This is a genomic window from Microbacterium sp., assembly GCF_041909575.1.
In the GTDB taxonomy this organism is placed as follows: domain Bacteria; phylum Actinomycetota; class Actinomycetes; order Actinomycetales; family Microbacteriaceae; genus Microbacterium.
The window spans coordinates 1-17586 of record NZ_JAYRDE010000061.1 but is presented as its reverse complement, the minus strand read 5'-3'; the positions used below and the strand labels follow the sequence as shown (position 1 = coordinate 17586).

Here is a 17586-nt window from a genome sequence, read left to right as displayed (position 1 = left end):
GCACATCGCGGAAGCGGTCCAGCAGCGCCGAGCGCGTGAGGCCGAGCGTCTCGATGCGGGCCCGCACCGCAGGCAGGCCGACACGCGCGAGCAGGGCGTTCGCGGCGAGCGCGTCACCGGTGGATGCCGTCAGCACCGCGAGGTCCGACAACGGGAGCGCCGGCGCCTTGAGGTGCTGCCACACCCCGCCGACCGTGACCGGCTCGAGGCCTTCGCGGTCGATGATCTCGAGCGGATCCAGCGTGCCCTCCTCGAAGCCGGCAGCGACCTCGATGAGCAGCGGCACCACCCCGAGCCCGGCGACCGGCAGCGTCACGAAGTCGTCGCCCGTCAGCACGGAGCTGCCCCGGTCGAGGTCGGTGATCCGCACCGACACCTTCGCGCCGGATGCGGCGAGGTCGTCGAGCGCCTTCAGCGTCGACGTGAACGATCGGCGTCCGACCGCCGCCCTCCTCGGCAGTCGTCTGCTGGTGCTTCGTCGCGACCCCCGCTGCGACTCGGCATCCCTTCTGGGCTCAGTGCCCACGGGGTTCCTTCCGGTGGTGTTCGGGTGGTGTTCGGTGGGATTCGGGTGGTGTTCGGTTAGGAGAGCACGGTCCCCAGGACGCGTGCGGGTCCATCTCACCAGATGGTGACGCGCTGCTCCTTGTCGAGCCACAGCGCGTCGGCCTCCGTCACCCCGAATGCGTCGTAGAACGCGTCGATGTTGCGGACGATCTGGTTGCAGCGGAACTCGTTCGGCGAGTGCGGGTCGATCGTCAGCAGGCGGATGGTCTCGGCATCCCGCCCCTTCTGCTGCCAGATCTGGCCCCAGCTCAGCAGCAGGCGCTGCACGCCGGTGAAACCGTCGATCACCGGCGCCTCCTCGCCGCCGAGCGAGAGCTCGTAGGCCTTGAGTGCGATGCCCAGGCCGCCGAGGTCGCCGATGTTCTCGCCGATGGTGAGCGAGCCGTTGACCTTGTAGTCCTCGCCGAGGCCCTCCGGAGTGAGCGCGTCGTACTGGGCGATGAGCACCGTCGTGCGCTCGGTGAACGCCGCGCGGTCGTCGTCGGTCCACCAGTCGCGCAGCGATCCGTCGCCGTCGAAGCGGCTGCCCTGGTCGTCGAAGCCGTGGCCGATCTCGTGACCGATGACCGCGCCGATGCCGCCGTAGTTCGCCGCCGCGTCGCGGTCGGCCTCGAAGAACGGGTACTGCAGGATCGCCGCCGGGAACACGATCTCGTTCATGAGCGGGTTGTAGTACGCGTTGACCGTCTGCGGCGTCATGTACCACTCGTCGCGGTCGATCGGCTGCCCGACCTTCGCGAGCTGCCGGTCGTGCTCCCACACGTGTGCACGGCGCACGTTGCCGACGAGGTCGGCGGCGTCGATCTCGAGCGCGGAGTAGTCCTTCCACTTCACGGGGTAGCCGATCTTCGGCGTGAAGGCGTCGAGCTTGGCCAGTGCGCGCTCACGGGTCTCGGGGCTCATCCATTCGAGGCTCGTGATGGACTGCCGGTAGGCCTCGATGAGGTTCGCGACGAGTTCGTCCATCGCCTCCTTCGCGGCCGGCGGGAAGTGCCGGTCGACGTAGACCTTGCCGATCGCCTCGCCCATCGCCGCCTCGGCGAGGCCGACGCCGCGCTTCCAGCGTTCGCGGTTGACGGGCACGCCGGTGAGCTGCGTGCCGTAGAACGCGAAGTTCTCATCGACGAACTCCTCGGACAGGAAGGCCGCGGAACCGTGGATGATCGTCCAGCGCAGCCACGCCTTCCAGTCCTCGAGTCGCTCCTCGGTGAGCAGCGAACCCAGGCCCTCGACGAAGCTCGGCTGGTAGACGTTGATCTCGGCGAACGCGTCGCGATGACCGGGAGCCAGGCCGTCGAGCCACGGAGCGAGGTCGATGCCCACGAGCTCCTGGACGGCATCCCACGTCGTGAGGTTGTAGGTCGCGACCGCGTCGCGGCTCTTGACGTTGTCCCAGTGGTGGGTGGCGAGCTCGGTCTCGAGCGCGAAGATGCGATCAGCGGATGCCGCGGCCTCGGCCACTCCCGCCAGCTCGAGCATCTTCTGCACGTGCGCACGGTAGGCGGTGCGCGTGGCCTCGAAGTTGTCGAGCCGGTAGTAGCTCTCGTCGGGGAGCGACAGGCCGCCCTGGATGAAGAACGGGACGTACCGCTGCGGGTTTCCCGGGTCGGGCTCGATGTACAGATGCACGAGCCCGGCGACGCCGTCGCGCTCGAGCTCGCCGACGGTGCGCAGGAACGACGGGATGTCGGTCACCGCGTCGACGCGCGCGAGCTGATCGGCCAGCGGTCCAGCGCCGAGTTCGTCGATGCGCGCCGTGTCCATGAAGCTCGTGAAGAGGTCGCCGATCTTGCGCGCCTCGGTCCCGGGCTCGGCGCCCTGCGACTCCTCGACGATCGCGTGGACGTCCTTCTCTGCCTGCTCCGCGATGAGGTGGAACGATCCCCACCTCGCCTTGTCGTCGGGGATGTCGGTGCGGTCGAGCCACGAGCCGTTGACGTGACGGAACAGGTCGTCCTGCGGGCGGATCTCGTCGCTGAGCTCGTCGAGCGCGAGACCGGAGCGGGGGGCGTCGGTCATGCGTCCAGGATATGTGCCCCTCGCCGCCGCAGGGCAAGCCCGTCGGCGGTCCGGCCTAGGCTCGGAGCGTGACGAGCCGCCCGCAGACGCTGAACCGCGACATCCTCCGGCTCGCCGTCCCGGCGCTCGGCGCACTCATCGCCGAGCCCCTGTTCCTCATCGTGGATTCGGCGCTCGTCGGACACCTCGGCGTGGTGCCGCTGGCGGGTCTGGGAATCGCGTCGGCGGTGCTGCAGACGATCGTCGGGCTCATGGTGTTCCTCGCGTACTCGACGACGCCGGCGGTCGCGCGCCGGTTCGGCGCCGGCGATCCGTCGCGCGCCGTGTCGGTCGGCATCGACGGGCTCTGGCTCGCGCTGGGCCTGGGCACCGTGCTGGCGCTCGTCGGCTGGTTCGCGACGCCGTTCCTCGTGGGGCTGTTCGGCGCGACGCCGGTCGTCTCGGAGCAGGCCGAGATCTACCTCGGCATCTCGATGTGGGGTCTGCCGGCGATGCTCATCGTGTTCGCCGCGACCGGTCTGCTGCGCGGCATGCAGGACACCGTCACCCCGCTGTGGATCGCCGGCCTCGGCTTCGGCGCCAACGCGCTGCTGAACTGGCTCTTCATCTACGGCTTCGGCTGGGGCATCGGCGGGTCGGCGTTCGGCACGGTCGTGGCGCAGTGGGGCATGGTCGCGGCCTACGTCGTGGTCGTCGGGCGGCTCGCGCGCAGGCACGAGGCATCCGTCCGTCCGCATCGCGAAGGAGTGCGCGGGTCCGCGCGATCCGGCGGGTGGCTGTTCCTGCGCACGGTGTCGCTGCGCGTCGCGCTGCTGGCGACCGTGGCCGTCGCGACGGCGCTCGGCACCGACGAGCTCGCGGGATGGCAGGTGGCCTTCACGATCTTCTCGACCGCCGCGTTCGCGCTCGACGCGCTGGCGATCGCGGCGCAGGCGCTCATCGGCAAGGGCCTCGGGGCCGACGACGTCCCGCTCGTGCGGCGGGTGCTCGGGCGCACCGTCGCGTGGGGCGTGTGGTTCGGTGTGATCGTCGGGGCCGTGATCGGAGTGTTCTCGGGCAGCATCGGGCTGGTCTTCACGGGAGATCCGGCCATCGCCGCCCTGGTGCAGCCCGCGCTCATCGTGCTCGCGATCGCGCAGCCGCTGTGCGGCGTCGTATTCGTCCTCGACGGCGTGCTCATCGGCGCCGGCGACGCCAAGTACCTCGCCGTCGCCGGAGTGTTCAACCTCGTGCCGTACCTGCCGGCGCTGGTGCTCGTGGCGGCGATCCATCCACCCGGCGCTGCGGGCCTCGCGTGGCTGTCGGTCGCGTTCTTCGGCGTGTACATGCTCGCGCGCCTCGCCACCCTCGGCTGGCGCGTCCGCGGCACGACCTGGACGACCATCCCCGCCTGACGCGGGCAGCAGGGCATCACGCCGACCGGCGCGGCTTCAGGCCCAGCGGCGGCACCACTCGTACATCACCACGGCGCCGGCGGCGCTCGCGTTGATCGAGCGGGTCGAGCCGTACTGCGTGATCTCGATGACGGCGGATGCCGCGGCCAGCGCCTCCGGCGAGAGTCCCGGCCCCTCCTGCCCGAACAGCAGCACGGACCGCTCGGGGAGGTCGGCGCGGTGGAGCGGCACCGACCCCTCGACGTTGTCGATCGCGAGGATCGGGAGGGATGCGGCATCCGCCCACTCCCGGAACGCGGCGACCGACTCGTGGTGGCGCACGTGCTGGTAGCGATCGGTGACCATGGCACCGCGGCGGTTCCACCGGCGCCTGCCGACGATGTGCACCTCCGCCGCGAGGAACGCGTTGGCGCTGCGCACGATCGACCCGATGTTCATATCGTGCTGCCAGTTCTCGATGGCGACGTGGAACCCGTGGCGTCGCCGGTCGAGGTCGGCGACGATCGCGTCCATCGTCCAGTAGCGGTAGGCGTCGACGACGTTGCGCGTGTCGCCGTGCGCGAGGAGCTCCCGGTCGTACCGCGGATCGCCGGGCCAGGCATCCGCTCCTCCGGGCCACGGACCCACGCCGTACGGGAGGGTCGGCTCGTGGGGACTCGGATCGGTCACCGGCTCAGGCTATCCGGCGTGTCCCCCGAATGTCGGGTCGACGGGTCGGCGGCGGATACACATACTGGAACGGTGCCGTTACGGCAGAGGGGGCCTGTTTGTTCAACGACGAGAAGCGGCAGCGTGCCGTCGAAGCACTCGGAGTGCTCGACACGCCGCCCGACGCGCGGGTCGACCGCGTCACCCGGCTCGCGCAGGAGCTGTTCGACGTCCCGATGGTCAGCGTGACGCTGATCGACAACGACCGGCAGTGGCGCAAGTCGCAGATCGGCCTCGGCGGCAGCGAGGCGCCCCGCGAGGGCGCCTTCTGCGACGTGACGGTGCGCAAGGGCGACACGCTGGTGGTGGAGGATGCCTCCACCGACGAGATCTTCGCCGACAACCCGTTCGTGGTCGGCGACCCGCATCTGCGGTTCTACGCCGGGCACCCGCTCGCGGCACCGGGCGGCGAGCACTTCGGCACCCTGTGCATCCTCGACACGAAGCCGCGGAAGCTCGACGAGCGCCAGGTGGAGCTGCTGCGCGAGCTCGCGCAGTGGGTGCAGGCCGAGCTGACCGAGGTGAAGCAGCTCGGCGCCGCCTCGCTGGTCCAGGAGGCGATGGCCGCGCGCACGCCCGATGTTCCCGGCTACACGCTGGCCGCCTCGGCGACCGCCGCCGAGCAGCTCATGGGCGACGTGTACGACTGGTACGTGCACGACGGCCGACTCCGGGTCACGCTCGCCGACGTCATGGGCAAGGGCGCAGGGGCGGCCATCATCGCCGCCGAGGTGCGCGCCTCCTTGCGAACCGCACCGTCGCGCTCGCTCGCCGAGGCGGTGACCGAGGTCGACCGCCTGCTCGAGGACGACATCGGCGGAACCAACATCTTCGTCACCGCCGTGCACACCGAGATCGACCTCGCCTCCGGCGAGCTCTCGTTCATCGACGCCGGCCACAGCCTCGCCTTCATCCTGCGCGCCGACGGGCGGTGGGAGTTCCTCGAGTCGACGGGCCTGCCGCTGGGCATGGGCATCGGGCTCGACGAGACCCGCGAGCCTGCGACCACGCGCCTGGAGGTGGGCGACAGCTATCTCGTCTGCAGCGACGGCCTGCTGGACGTGCTCGACCCCGACGACCCCTACGGCCACGTGTACCGCGTGCTGACGAGTCTCGAACCCGACGGCGCCGTGGCCGAAGCCGCGCGCCTCGCCCGGGCCGTCAAGGCTCCCGACGATGTGACGGTCGTGGTGGTCAGGCGCGACCGATGACCGCGCGCTTCGTCGCCATCCGCATCCTCGCCCTGCTGTCGGTGCTGTTCGGCCTCAACTACGTGGTGTGGCGCTGGATGGACTCGGTCAACTGGTCCGCCTGGTGGATCGCGGTGCCGCTCGTGATCGCCGAGACCTACAGCCTCATCGACACGTTCCTGTTCTGCCTGACGATGTGGCGGGCGCGCGCCCGCCCCGCGCCGGTGTCGCCGCCGACCGGCACGGTCGACGTGCTGATCACGACCTACAACGAGCCGGTCGACATGGTGATCTCGACGGCGCAGGCCGCCAAGCGCATCGCGTATCCGCACGAGACGTGGATCCTCGACGACGGCGCACGGCCCGACATGGAGGCGGCCGCGCGCGCGGCGGGCGTCGGCTACATCACGCGATCCGTCGACTGGGAGGGGAAGCCCCGTCATGCCAAGGCGGGCAACCTCAACAACGCGCTCTTCGCGACCGAGGGGGAGTTCCTGCTGATCCTCGATGCGGATCAGGTGCCCGACCCGCTGATCCTGCACCGCACGCTGGGCTACTTCGCCGACGACCCCGAGGTCGCCCTCGTGCAGACGCCGCAGTGGTTCGTCAACGTCGACGACGCCGACCCGCTGGGCAGCCAGGCGCCGCTCTTCTACGGCCCGATCCAGCAGGGCAAGGACGGCTGGAACGCGGCGTTCTTCTGCGGGTCCAACGCGGTGCTCCGGCGCGATGCGCTCATGCAGCTCGGCATCGTCGGCTACGTGCGGACCGTCGAGCAGTCCACCCTGCGCACGCTGCGCACGGCGGAGGCGATGCTGGCCAAGGCGGCGCGCGACCGCACCGGCGACGCCGGCCTGCGGGTGCAGTTGCGCACCCTCCGCGACGACGTCGCCGACGCCCGCACGCGGATCGCGAACGGGGAGCCGATCGCCGATGTGACCTATCGCGTGCAGACCTCGGTGGACCAGGCATCGCGCACCCTCGTCCGCGCCGACCTGGCGCAGGTCCGGGCGGATCTCGCCGCCATCGGCGAGCTGCCGGTCCAGCGCGACAGTGAGCTCGACGTGATCGTCATCGACGACTCCGGGCTCGATGCGCTCGCCGCGCGCGAGCTCTCGCCGCTCAGCGCGATCGAGTCCGTCGGCGCCCTGCTGGCGGCTCTGCGCGTCGACCGGCCCGAGGAGGCGCAGCCGGTGCAGCCCCTGGCCACGATCTCGGTCACCGAGGACATGGCCACGGCGATGCAGCTGCACGCCCTCGGCTGGCGCAGCGTCTATCACCACGAGATCCTCGCGCGGGGCCTCGCCCCGGAGGACCTGCGCACGATGCTCACGCAGCGCCTGCGCTGGGCGCAGGGGACGCTGCAGGTCATGCTGCGCGACAACCCGCTCGCGAAGAAGGGCCTGTCGGCCGGTCAGCGCCTGATGTACTTCGCGACGATGTGGAGCTACCTGTCGGGGTTCACCGCGATCGTGTACCTCGCCGCGCCGGTCATCTACCTCGTGTTCGGCGTGATGCCGGTGACGGCGTGGAGCCTCGACTTCTTCGCACGGTTCCTGCCGTACTTCATCGTGAACCAGATCCTCTTCCTGGTCGTGGCGCGGGGGCTCAAGACCTGGCGCGGCCAGCAGTACTCGCTCGCCCTCTTCCCGGTGTGGATCAAAGCGTGCACCTCGGCGTTCGCGAACGTCGTGCTGGGGCGCCCGCTGTCGTTCGCCGTCACCAAGAAGGACGGCCGCAGCGAGCTCGGCCCGCCCTGGCGGGAGATCTGGCCGCAGCTGACGGCGATGGCCGTGCTGGTCGTCGCCCTGGTCATCGGGCTCGCGCGCCTGGCCGTGGGCACCGCCGACGGCACCGGAACCCTCGTCAACACGGTCTGGGTCGTCTACGACCTGGTCGTGCTGAGCGTCATCGTCCAGGCTGCGCTGTACCGCGGCCCCACCGCCCGAGAATCCCAGGAGGTCTCGTGAACCTGACCGTCACCCCCGGCGGCGACTACGCCGTCATCCGTCCCGAAGGGCGCCTGACGGCGACGACGGTGCCGCAGCTGCGCGCAGCCGTCGACGACCTGGTCGCGGGAGGCAGCATCCGCATCGTCGTGAACCTGGAGGCGACGGAGTTCGTGGACTCGTCCGGCCTCGGCGCCCTGATCGGCGGCCTCAAGGCGGCGCGCCTCGCGGGCGGCGACCTGCGCATCGCGGCGATGACCGAGCCGGTCCGCAAGGTGCTCAAGCTCACCAACCTCGACCGGGTCCTGCGGGACCACCCGACCGTGGAGTCGGCCTTCGATGGCGACTGAGTCGGCCATCCGCCTGGAGGGCATCGCCGATCCCCTCCTCGTCGACCGCGTGCACGATGCGCTCGACCGGCTCTTCGAGCGCGCCCCGGGCGCGGGCGACGAGGACCGCATGCTCTTCCGCCTGGCCGTCAGCGAGGTCGCCACGAACGTGGTCGAGCACGCGCTCGCGCGGGAGCCCATTCACGTGACGGTGGAGGTGGATGCCGCCCCCGGTGCCTTCTCGGCGGTGTTCACCGACACGGCCGACCCCGCGCTCATCGATCTCGGCGCCGTCGAGATGCCCGGCGAGGACGCCGAGTCGGGGCGCGGCCTCGCGATCGCCCTCGCTGCGCTCGACGAGCTCGTCCACGAGCGCAACGGCGGCAACACCTGGCGCCTGCTCCGCCGCTTCCGCGGCGAGTAGCCCGGGACTTTTCGGTCTGCCGAAAACTCGCTATGGTTTCGGTGTGCCGAAAAATCCTGCGGTCCTGTCGATGACGACGGATGCCGCGCGCTCCGGGTCCGTCCCGCGCGCCGCGTGGCTGATCGGGCCGGCGCTCGTCGCCGGTGTCGCCTACCTCGATCCCGGAAACGTCGCGAGCAACATGACCGCCGGCGCGGTCTACGGCTATCTCCTGGTGTGGGTGGTGGTGCTCGGCAACGTCATGGCCTGGCTCATCCAGTACCTTTCCGCCAAGCTCGGCATCGTCACCGGCCGGAGCCTGCCCGAGATGCTGGGCGACCGCATCGGCAACCGCTGGGGCCGGCGCGCGTACTGGCTGCAGGCGGAGCTCGTCGCGATGGCCACCGACATCGCCGAGGTGATCGGCGGCGCGGTGGCGCTCAACCTCCTCTTCGGCGTGCCGCTGCTGTGGGGCGGGCTCATCACGGGCACCGTGTCGATCGTGCTGCTGCTGGTGCAGTCGCGGCGCGGCGCGAAGACGTTCGAGTTCGTGGTGATCGGGCTGGTCCTCATCATCGCGATCGGCTTCACCTACGGGGTGTTCGTCGCCCCGCCCGATCCGGCGGGCGTCGCCGCGGGCCTCGTGCCGCGCTTCGAGGACTCCGGGTCGGTGCTGCTCGCGGCATCCATCCTCGGCGCCACGATCATGCCGCACGCGATCTACGCGCACTCCGCCCTCGCCCGCGACCGCTTCGCCCCCGCAGGCACCCCGTCCCCGCACCGCTCCCGGTCTGCGCACCGCTCCGCGCCCACCTTCGGCGACGAGAGCCAGGGCGCGCGGATCCCGGCGCCCCTCGAGGAGCTGCGCGGCATCCCCACCGTCCGCCTGCTGCGCGCCACGAAGTGGGATGTCACGATCGCGATGCTCATCGCCGGCACGGTCAACCTGTGCATCCTGCTGCTCGCCGCAGCGAACCTCGCAGGCGTGCCGGGAACGGACACCCTGGAAGGCGCCTACGCGGCCCTCGATGCCGGCCTCGGCCCGGCCGTCGCGACGCTCTTCGCCGTGGGCCTGCTGGCGAGCGGTCTGGCCTCGACCTCCGTCGGCGCGTACGCCGGAGCCGAGATCATGCACGGCCTGCTGCACGTGCGCATCCCGCTGCTGGCGCGGCGCCTGGTCACGCTCATCCCGGCGCTGGTGATCCTCGCTGCGGGGGTCGACCCCACCCTCGCCCTCGTCCTCAGCCAGGTGGTGCTCTCGTTCGGCATCCCGTTCGCGCTCATCCCGCTCGTGGCGCTGACGGCGAAGGCCGAGGTGCTCGGCCGGTTCCGCAACCGCGTGCTCACGACGGCGGCCGGGATCGCGGCATCCGTCTTCCTCATCGCGCTCAACGCGATCCTGCTGTGGCTCGTGCTCACGGGGTCGTGACGGCCGGCCGGTAGCCTGGGACCGTGCCCTCGCCCGCCGTCGACGACTACCTCAAGACGATCTACCACCACACCGAGTGGCAGACCGAGCGCATCACGCCGTCGCAGCTGGCCGGCGAACTGGGCCTCGCGCCGTCGAGCGTGACCGAGATGGTGCAGAAGCTCGCCGCGCAGGGGCTCGTCACCCACCGCCCGTACGGCCCCATCGCGCTCAGCGAGGCCGGTGAGCTGCGCGCGGCGGGGATCATCCGCCGCCATCGCCTGATCGAGACGTGGCTCGTGCGCGAGTTCGGCTACGCCTGGGACGAGGTGCACGACGAAGCCGAGGTGCTCGAGCACGCCATCAGCGACCGGCTGCTCGAGGGCATCGACGAACGGCTCGGGCGCCCGCGTTTCGATCCGCACGGCGATGCGATCCCGGATGCCGCGGGCCACGTGCACCGCGAGCCCTTCGTGCTGCTCGCCGCCGCCCCGGCCGGCCACACCGGACGCGTGCTGCGGGTCAGCGACCGCGACCCGGAGCTGCTGCGCGCCGTCGAGGCGGCGGGCGTCGCGGTGGGCGCCGAGGCGACGGTGACGGATGCCGCAGCCCTCCGCATCGGGAGCACCGACGTCACCCTGCCGCGGGCTGCGGCCGACGCGGTCTGGCTCAGCGCCTGACCGAACACGGCACCGGCCCCGGGGTCAGCGCCCGACGGCGGCGGCCGCCTCGGCGAACGGCCAGCGCACGCCGGTCGCGTCCTCGGCGGCCTTCCACACGCGCGCGGCAACGGCCTCGTCGCGGGTGATCCTCGATGCGGTCTGGCGGCGAGGCTCGCCCCGGGCCACGGTGCGCGGGCCCCAGAACTCGCCGCCCTCGATCTCGGGATCGACGAGCGCGCGGACGAGCGACCAGGCGCCGTGCTCCTTGGACTGGGCGATCGCGGCCTGGAGGTTGTCGCGGAACCGCTTCGCCCGCGTCGGCGCATTGACCCCGGCGATCCCGGGCGTGCGCCCGCTCGTCGAGTAGCCGGGGTGCGCCACGACGCTGCGCACCGGCACGCCTGCGGCGCGCAGCCGCCGATCGGCCTCGAACCCCAGCGCGGTCGTGGCGACCTTGGACTGCACGTACGCGCGCCACGCGGTGTAGCCGGTCGAGAGCTGCGGGTCGACAGGGTCGTACGGGGTGAGCGAGGTCGACAGGCTCCCGAGCCACACCATCCGTCCGTCGCGCAGTGCGAGGGGCGTGAGCAGCTCGCCGGCGAGCGCGAAGTGACCGAGCGCATTGGTCGCGAAGACCACCTCGTGTCCGTCGACGGTCGTCTCGCGCGACGCGGGCGGATGCACGATCCCCGCGTTGAGGAGCAGCCCGTCGAGGCCGCCGCGCCCCCGCACGCTCGCGGCCGCGGAACGGACCGACCCGAGGTTGCTCGTGTCGAGCACGAGGGTCTCGGCGGCGTCGGGCGCAGCATCCGGAACCCTTCGCCGGATGGCCGCACGTGCGGCGGACAGGCGATTCGGATTGCGCCCGGTCATGAAGACGCGGGCGCCCGCACGGATGAGCTGCTCCGATGCGAAGTAGCCGAGGCCCTTGTTGGAGCCGGTCACGAGGTAGGCGCGTCCGGACAGGTCGGGGAGGCTGCGGGGATCCCAGGTCGACGCCACGAGTTCGACCTTAACCCCCGCGGCCCTAGGCTGGGCGCATGCGGACGCGCGCCGAGATCGAATGCTGGCTGACCGACATGGACGGCGTGCTCGTCCACGAGAACACCCCCATCCCGGGAGCCTCGGAGCTGCTGGAGCAGTGGCGCGACGCCGGGACGCCGTTCCTCGTCCTCACGAACAACTCGATCTTCACGCCCCGCGATCTGTCCGCCCGGCTGCGGGCATCGGGGCTCATCGTCCCCGAGGAGTCGATCTGGACGTCGGCGCTCGCGACCGCGGACTTCCTGAAGTCGCAGATGCCCGGCGGGTCGGCGTTCGTCATCGGCGAGGCCGGGCTCACGACGGCGCTCCACGAAGCCGGCTTCATCATGACCGAGACCGAGCCCGACTATGTCGTGGTGGGCGAGACCCGCAACTACTCGTTCGAGGCGATCACCAAGGCGATCCGCTTCATCGGCGCGGGCGCGCGGTTCATCGCCACCAATCCCGATGCGACCGGCCCGTCCACCGACGGCGTGCTGCCCGCGACCGGCGCGATCACGGCGCTCATCACGAAGGCCACCGGAATGGAGCCCTACGTCGTCGGCAAGCCGAACCCGATGATGTTCCGGTCGGCGCTCAACCGCATCGGCGCGCACTCCGAGAACACCGGCATGATCGGCGATCGCATGGACACCGACGTCGTGGCGGGCATCGAGGCCGGCCTGCACACGGTGCTGGTGCTCACCGGGATCAGCGACCCCGCCGAGATCCAGCGGTACCCGTTCCGGCCCGACGAGGTGCTGGACTCCGTCGCCGACCTGCTCTCGTCCGAGCCCATCGAGAGCGAAGAGGCGGACATCCTCTGACCTCCCGTCCCGAGATCAGTCGTGGTGGAAGATCTCGGGGAGCTCGTGCCACCACTCGCCCTCGGCGCGCTCGTCGAGCGGGCGCTGCAGCGGCTCCTGCACCGCCCACCAGCGCTGGGTCTCGGGGTCGGCGGCGATCGCGGCCATATCGGCCTCGTAGTCGTCGCCGACGTACTCGAAGTACGAGAACAGCAGCTCGCCGTGGCGGTAGATCGAGTAGTTCGCGATGTTGCTCGCGGTCAGCCGCTCGAGCACCGCCGGCCAGACCGCGGCGTGGTACCGCTCGTACTCCTCGCGGTGCTCCGGGGGCAGTCCGATGACCGATGCCACCCGCTTCATCGGGGATCCGCCTCCTCGGGCACCGTGACGGCGACGCCCTCGCGCTCCTGCGACGCGTACGCGGCCTCGACGACGGCCATCGTGTGCAGCACGTCGTCGACGGAGGTCGGGAGCGTCGGCACCGACCCTTCGGCGAACCGCTGCACGGCGCCCATGGAGCCGATGAACGCGTCGGGGAACCACGAGCCTTCGAACGGCATCGGCTGCCATCCGGCCGCCTTGTCGGCGAGCCGCACGATCTCGAGCGCGTCCGGTCCGCCCTCCGGGTAGTCCAGCAGGAGCCCCATCTGCGCGCGGATGGCACCCTCGGTGCCCTCCCACTTGATGAAGCTCTCCTCGTAGGCGGGTCCGAACGCGTGGTCGTGGTTCGTGCTCACGGTCACCCGCAGCGGCCGGTCACGGTAGCGCAGCAGGATGGTCGAGCGCGTGTTCGCGACGTCGTCCTTCGCCGGATGCCGAACCGTGACGGCGCTCACCGAATCGGGGTCGCCGAAGAACGAGCGCACCAGATCGAGATAGTGCACGCTGTGCATGTTGATCTCGAGGCGCTCCAGCCCGAACACGTGCGGGAAGAGATGCCAGGGGGTGTCGACGGAGACGCGCACCTCCATGTCGTACACCTCGCCGATCGCGCCCTCGGCGATGAGGCGGCGCGCCTGCTCGACATACGGGGCGAACCGCAGCTGGGTGTTGACGGCCGCGATGAGGCCTTTGCGCCGGCACAGGTCGCGCAGCTCGATGCCCTGCTCGAGCGTGTGGCCGAGCGGCTTCTGGATGAGCACGGCCGCTCCATCCGGCAGCGCCTCGAGCGCGTCGAGGTACTGCTCGGGCATGAGCGCGATGTCGTACACCGCGTCCGCCGGGGCCTCGGCGACCGCCTCGGCGACCGTGCCGAAGACGTGCGCGATCCCGTACTCGTCGGCGAGGGCCTGGGCGCGCGAGACCGTGCGGTTCACGAGCCCCCACACCGGGTAGCCGGCCTTGCGGTAGGCGGGGAGGTGGGCGTCCTTGACGATTCCACCCGTGCCGATGATCACGATCGGCCGAGGCCGGGCGGGCAGCCGCACGGTGTACGCCTCGGCGGGATGGAGCTCGGGATGGTCGGTCATGTCCGTCAGCCCTTCACCGCTCCGACCGTCTGGCCGCGGACAAGGTAGCGCTGAGCGCCGAGGAACACGATGAGGAGCGGGACCATCGAGATCACGGTCGCCAGGGCGAGCTGCGGCATGTAGAGCTTGACGTCGAGTCCTGCCGCCACCGTCGCGTTGAACAGCGGGCTCGCGCCGATGAGCTCCTGGATGCCGATCGAGATCGTCTTGTTCTGCTGGTTCGAGGTCAGGAGTGCGAGCGGGAGGAAGAAGTTCGTCCAGTTCGCCACGAACGAGAAGAACGCCACCAGCGCGACGGCCTGCTTCGAGATCGGCAGGCCGATGCGGAAGAAGATCGCGAGCTCGCCGAGTCCGTCGATGCGCGCGGCCTCGACGAGTTCGGGCGGCATCGTGGTCATGAAGTGGATGTAGGCCAGATACACGCCGAACGGGAAGAACCCCATGATCACCGCGACCGGCCACAGCTGGCCGACGGCGCCGAGCGCATTCACCTCGAGGAACAGCGGGATCACGAGCACGGTGTTCGGCATGACCATCGCGAGCAGCGTCGCGAACAGCCAGATCTTGCGCCAGCGGAAGCGCAGGCGCGCCAGCGCGTAGCCGGCGGGCAGGGCGGCGACGAGCGCGAGTGCTCCCCCGGCGACCGCGAGGATCAGCGAGTTGAGGATCCACCGCTGGTAGAGCCCGCCCTCGCCGGGGCCGAAGCCGGTGATCTGCTCCCAGCTGTAGACGACGTTGTCCCACGACATCCCGCCCAGGCCGAGGAATCCGTCCGTGCCGGCGGCGACGTTCTCCTGGTTGCGGAACGCCATGGCGATGAATCCCACGATCGGGATGATGAACATCGCGGCGACCACGAGCATGACGACGACCCGGCTGACGCGGCCGACGCTCCAGCCGCGGGTGCCGACGGGCCGGTGCATCTCGGCCTTAGCTGCACTGCTCATTTGGACTTCTCCGATTCGCCGAACAGTCCACTGCGGAACACGATGAACATGCCGATCGCCAGGGTGATGACGAGCAGGATCACCGACATCGCCGCCGCGGCGGGGAAGTTGCGGTTGGTGAACGCGAAGGCGTAGCCGAGCTGCGTCGGCGCCCACTCGGCGTCGATGGAGCCCGCCGAGATCTGCCGCATGAGATAGGGCTCGAGGAACAGCTGGAATCCGTAGGCGAGGTTCATCAGCGCCGCGTAGCCGATCCAGGGTCGGATGAGCGGGAGCTTGATGCGCCACGCCAGCTGCCAGGCGTTGGCGCCGTCGATCTGCGCGGCCTCGAAGATCTCGTCGGGGATGCCGTTGAGCCCGCCGTAGACGATGACGATCCACGTGCCGACGCCCTGGAAGAAGAGCATCGCGGTGAGGATCCAGGGGAGGTTCTCGGTGGTGGCGACCTCTTTGAGGTTGTCCATACCGGCGCCGCGCCACAGGAAGCCGATCGGCGAGATCGACGGGTTCAGCAGATAGACCCACAGCACGAAGTTCGCGATGCCGGCGAGCGCGCCGGGCAGGAAGTAGATGAACCGCATCGACCCGCCGAAGCGGCCAGGGCTCGCGTGGACCAGCAGGGCCAGTCCCACCACGCCCAGGATCATCAGCGGCAGCCAGATGATCATGACCGTGAAGATGTTCACGAAGGTGTCGATGAACCGGTAGTCGGTGACGGCCGTGATGTATGCGTCGAGCCCGCCGAAGCCGGTGGTGGGATCGACGAGGGTAGGCGCCTTCTGGAACGAGATCCACAGGGCGTAGCCGATCGGGATGGCGGCGGCGACGAGGAAGAGCGCGGCGTACGGCGCCATCAGGATCCACGCGCCCCGCGCCTCGACGCGGTGGGGAGCGCGGCGGCGTGAGGTCGGGGGCCGCGGCGCTCCGCGACGGCGCTGGGCCGTCGTCAGCGTCTCGGTCGCAGTGACTGTCATGGCTTCTTCCTCGAAGTCGTGAGGTGCGGCAGGGGCATCGGTCGCGACCGATGCCCCTGCCGGCCTGGATTACTGGACGGTGTAACCGACGGACGTCGCCTGGTTGACGAGCTCCTCGCCGAACTTGGCGATCGCCTCCTCGACCGTACCGTCGGCGATGAGCGTCGGGCTGACGGTCTCGGTCCACACCGATCCGGTGTCGTACAGCATGTAGGAGTACGGCTGCACCGCGGATGCCGCGTCCTTGAAGGCCTGCTGAACGGTGGGGATGTCGGCGAAGTAGGCGTCCGACTCGAGCTTGGCCAGCCAGGCGTCCTGCACCGGACCGTAGCCCGGGAGGCCCGTGCTCAGTTCGACCTGCCACGCCGGGTCGGTCGCGACGAAGGTCGCGAAGGTCAGCGCGTTCTCGAGCTGCTTGCCCGTGATGTGCGAGGAGACGCCCCACAGGCCGCCGCCCTCGTTGCCGGTCGAGGGCTCCGACTCGCCTTCCCAGCTCAGCGGCGCGACAGCGCTCATCTCGCCGGCAGGGATCTTCCAGGTGTCCCGGAACAGGTAGTTGCCCCACCACACGGCACCGGGGCTCATCACGAGGTTGACGCCGGCCTCGGCCGCGTCGCCGTCGAAGATGCCCTGCGTGCTGAGGGCGCCGGCGTCGTACATCTGCGTGAGCAGCTCGGTCGCGCGGACGCACGTCGGGTCGGAGAGGTCGATGTGCGCCTCGGACTCGGACACGCGGTCGTTGGTCGGGCAGCCGGATGCCTGCAGGTAGCGGTTCACCGCGTAGGCGTCACCCAGGAAGCCGCTGATCTTGCCGGGGTGCTCCTCGGCGATCTGGACGGCGAGGTCGCCGTACTCCTCCCACGTGGTGGGAAGGGTGTACCCGTTCTCATCGAGGAACGCCTTGTTGTACCAGAACACGTCGGGCGCGGCGTCGTTGCGGAGGCAGCGGATCTTGCCGTCGATGTCGCAGAACGACAGCACGGCAGGGTCGTAGCCCTCGATGACGTCGGGGAGGAGCTCGGTCAGGTCGGCCGCGTAGTTGCTCGAAGAGCTGGTCGCCCAGGCGATGTCGTCGTTGGACGGGAAGAAGATCGCGTCGGGCCATCCTGATCCTGCGGCATCGAAGTTCGCGAACGACTGCTTGACCGTCTTGCCGCCGACGGTGCCGTCGATCTGGACGACGTCGATCTCGATGTCGGGGTACGCCTCTTGGAAGGCCTCGGCAGCGGGGACGCGGGGCGGGTCCACCCACACCGTGATCTTGCCGCCGGAATCGGTCTGCGGCTGCTCCGAGGCGCCGCCGCCGGAGTTCCCGGCACAACCGGCGAGAGCGAGAGCGGCCGCGATGAGCCCGGCACTCCCTACGAGGATCCTCTTGGTCTTCATTGACACTCCTTGGTGTGAGGTGGCGTCCCAATCGCACGCCCTGGTGGGCCTGTGTCGTGCGCCGGTCGGGAACCTGCTCAAACGTTATCCCTGTGTTCCGACGAAGTCAAACGTTTGCTCAGATTGCTGGGTAATTGGGCCCCGGCGCCGTACTCAGAGAATACATCGGATGAATCTGCGCGTCCAGCGTCGATTGCAACGAAAAGGTGACGGCCCGCTCCGCAGTGATTAGATCATTGAGCGCGAAAGGCGCATCGGGTCCAGGCGGTAGAACTCCGCGGCGGTCCGCCCGAGGATCTGCTCGCGCGCGCGGTCGTCGAGGGAATCGAAGAGTGGCTGCAACCCGTTCCAG

At 70.1% G+C, this 17586-nt stretch carries 17 protein-coding genes; 8 read left to right on the top strand and 9 right to left on the bottom strand.

Translation table 11 applies throughout. The features are described 5' to 3' along the window. Both ACE3O1_RS09825 and ACE3O1_RS09820 read right to left on the bottom strand, forming a co-directional pair. Nucleotides 1-526, bottom strand: a 526-nt coding sequence (locus ACE3O1_RS09825) for a serine hydrolase (RefSeq protein ID WP_374314843.1), incomplete at its 3' end; no start/stop codon positions are given. Nucleotides 527-621: 95 nt separating this feature from the next. Continuing rightward, entirely contained in the window at nucleotides 622-2586 is a 1965-nt protein-coding gene (locus ACE3O1_RS09820; RefSeq protein WP_374314842.1) for a M13 family metallopeptidase, read from the bottom strand. Between the two features lie 68 nt (nucleotides 2587-2654). Here ACE3O1_RS09820 and ACE3O1_RS09815 point away from each other — a divergent pair, with 68 nt between their 5' ends. Beyond that, nucleotides 2655-3980 (top strand): MATE family efflux transporter, encoded by a 1326-nt coding sequence (locus tag ACE3O1_RS09815; RefSeq protein ID WP_374314840.1) that lies wholly within the window; start codon nucleotides 2655-2657, stop codon nucleotides 3978-3980. A 36-nt stretch (nucleotides 3981-4016) separates the two neighbouring features. Here ACE3O1_RS09815 and ACE3O1_RS09810 read toward each other — a convergent pair whose 3' ends face one another. Next, nucleotides 4017-4649: a TrmH family RNA methyltransferase gene (locus ACE3O1_RS09810; RefSeq protein ID WP_374314839.1), complete on the bottom strand. Its 633-nt coding sequence runs from the start codon at nucleotides 4647-4649 to the stop codon at nucleotides 4017-4019. Between the two features lie 98 nt (nucleotides 4650-4747). Here ACE3O1_RS09810 and ACE3O1_RS09805 point away from each other — a divergent pair, with 98 nt between their 5' ends. From ACE3O1_RS09805 to ACE3O1_RS09780, 6 genes are all read left to right on the top strand, one after another. Next, nucleotides 4748-5899 carry a PP2C family protein-serine/threonine phosphatase gene (locus tag ACE3O1_RS09805; RefSeq protein WP_374314838.1) on the top strand — a complete coding sequence of 384 codons (1152 nt, stop codon included), beginning with the start codon at nucleotides 4748-4750 and terminating at the stop codon, nucleotides 5897-5899. After that, entirely contained in the window at nucleotides 5896-7848 is a 1953-nt protein-coding gene (locus tag ACE3O1_RS09800; RefSeq protein WP_374314837.1) for a glycosyltransferase, read from the top strand. The genes ACE3O1_RS09805 and ACE3O1_RS09800 overlap by 4 nt, the downstream gene beginning before the upstream one ends. Continuing rightward, nucleotides 7845-8177 carry an STAS domain-containing protein gene (locus ACE3O1_RS09795; RefSeq protein WP_374314836.1) on the top strand — a complete coding sequence of 111 codons (333 nt, stop codon included), beginning with the start codon at nucleotides 7845-7847 and terminating at the stop codon, nucleotides 8175-8177. The genes ACE3O1_RS09800 and ACE3O1_RS09795 overlap by 4 nt, the downstream gene beginning before the upstream one ends. Then, complete coding sequence (locus tag ACE3O1_RS09790) at nucleotides 8167-8580, top strand: ATP-binding protein (RefSeq protein WP_374314835.1); 414 nt, start codon at nucleotides 8167-8169, stop codon at nucleotides 8578-8580. The genes ACE3O1_RS09795 and ACE3O1_RS09790 overlap by 11 nt, the downstream gene beginning before the upstream one ends. A 70-nt stretch (nucleotides 8581-8650) precedes the next feature. After that, entirely contained in the window at nucleotides 8651-9988 is a 1338-nt protein-coding gene (locus ACE3O1_RS09785) for an Nramp family divalent metal transporter (RefSeq protein ID WP_374314844.1), read from the top strand. A 23-nt stretch (nucleotides 9989-10011) separates the two neighbouring features. Next, nucleotides 10012-10647 (top strand): metal-dependent transcriptional regulator, encoded by a 636-nt coding sequence (locus tag ACE3O1_RS09780; protein WP_374314834.1) that lies wholly within the window; start codon nucleotides 10012-10014, stop codon nucleotides 10645-10647. A gap of 24 nt (nucleotides 10648-10671) precedes the next feature. Here ACE3O1_RS09780 and ACE3O1_RS09775 read toward each other — a convergent pair whose 3' ends face one another. Then, the gene (locus ACE3O1_RS09775; protein WP_374314833.1) at nucleotides 10672-11631 is read right to left on the bottom strand and encodes an SDR family NAD(P)-dependent oxidoreductase; all 960 of its coding nucleotides are present in this window, start codon (nucleotides 11629-11631) and stop codon (nucleotides 10672-10674) included. Nucleotides 11632-11669: 38 nt separating this feature from the next. On the opposite strand from ACE3O1_RS09775, the gene ACE3O1_RS09770 reads away from it, so the two are divergent. After that, complete coding sequence (locus tag ACE3O1_RS09770) at nucleotides 11670-12479, top strand: HAD-IIA family hydrolase (protein ID WP_374314832.1); 810 nt, start codon at nucleotides 11670-11672, stop codon at nucleotides 12477-12479. 15 nt (nucleotides 12480-12494) lie between these two features. On the opposite strand, the gene ACE3O1_RS09765 is transcribed toward ACE3O1_RS09770, so the two are convergent. The 5 genes from ACE3O1_RS09765 to ACE3O1_RS09745 all read right to left on the bottom strand — a co-directional run bounded on the left by ACE3O1_RS09765 (nucleotide 12495) and on the right by ACE3O1_RS09745 (nucleotide 17234). Next, entirely contained in the window at nucleotides 12495-12818 is a 324-nt protein-coding gene (locus tag ACE3O1_RS09765) for an L-rhamnose mutarotase (RefSeq protein ID WP_374314831.1), read from the bottom strand. Next, nucleotides 12815-13927, bottom strand: a complete 1113-nt coding sequence (locus tag ACE3O1_RS09760; protein ID WP_374314830.1) for a Gfo/Idh/MocA family protein — start codon at nucleotides 13925-13927, stop codon at nucleotides 12815-12817. The genes ACE3O1_RS09765 and ACE3O1_RS09760 overlap by 4 nt, the downstream gene beginning before the upstream one ends. A 5-nt stretch (nucleotides 13928-13932) precedes the next feature. Beyond that, a complete protein-coding gene (locus tag ACE3O1_RS09755; RefSeq protein WP_374314829.1) occupies nucleotides 13933-14874 on the bottom strand; it encodes a carbohydrate ABC transporter permease in 942 nt (313 codons plus the stop codon). Further along, complete coding sequence (locus ACE3O1_RS09750; protein WP_374314828.1) at nucleotides 14871-15848, bottom strand: carbohydrate ABC transporter permease; 978 nt, start codon at nucleotides 15846-15848, stop codon at nucleotides 14871-14873. The genes ACE3O1_RS09755 and ACE3O1_RS09750 overlap by 4 nt, the downstream gene beginning before the upstream one ends. Nucleotides 15849-15917: 69 nt before the next feature. Continuing rightward, complete coding sequence (locus ACE3O1_RS09745) at nucleotides 15918-17234, bottom strand: ABC transporter substrate-binding protein (RefSeq protein WP_374314827.1); 1317 nt, start codon at nucleotides 17232-17234, stop codon at nucleotides 15918-15920. Between the last annotated feature and the right edge of the window lie 352 nt (nucleotides 17235-17586).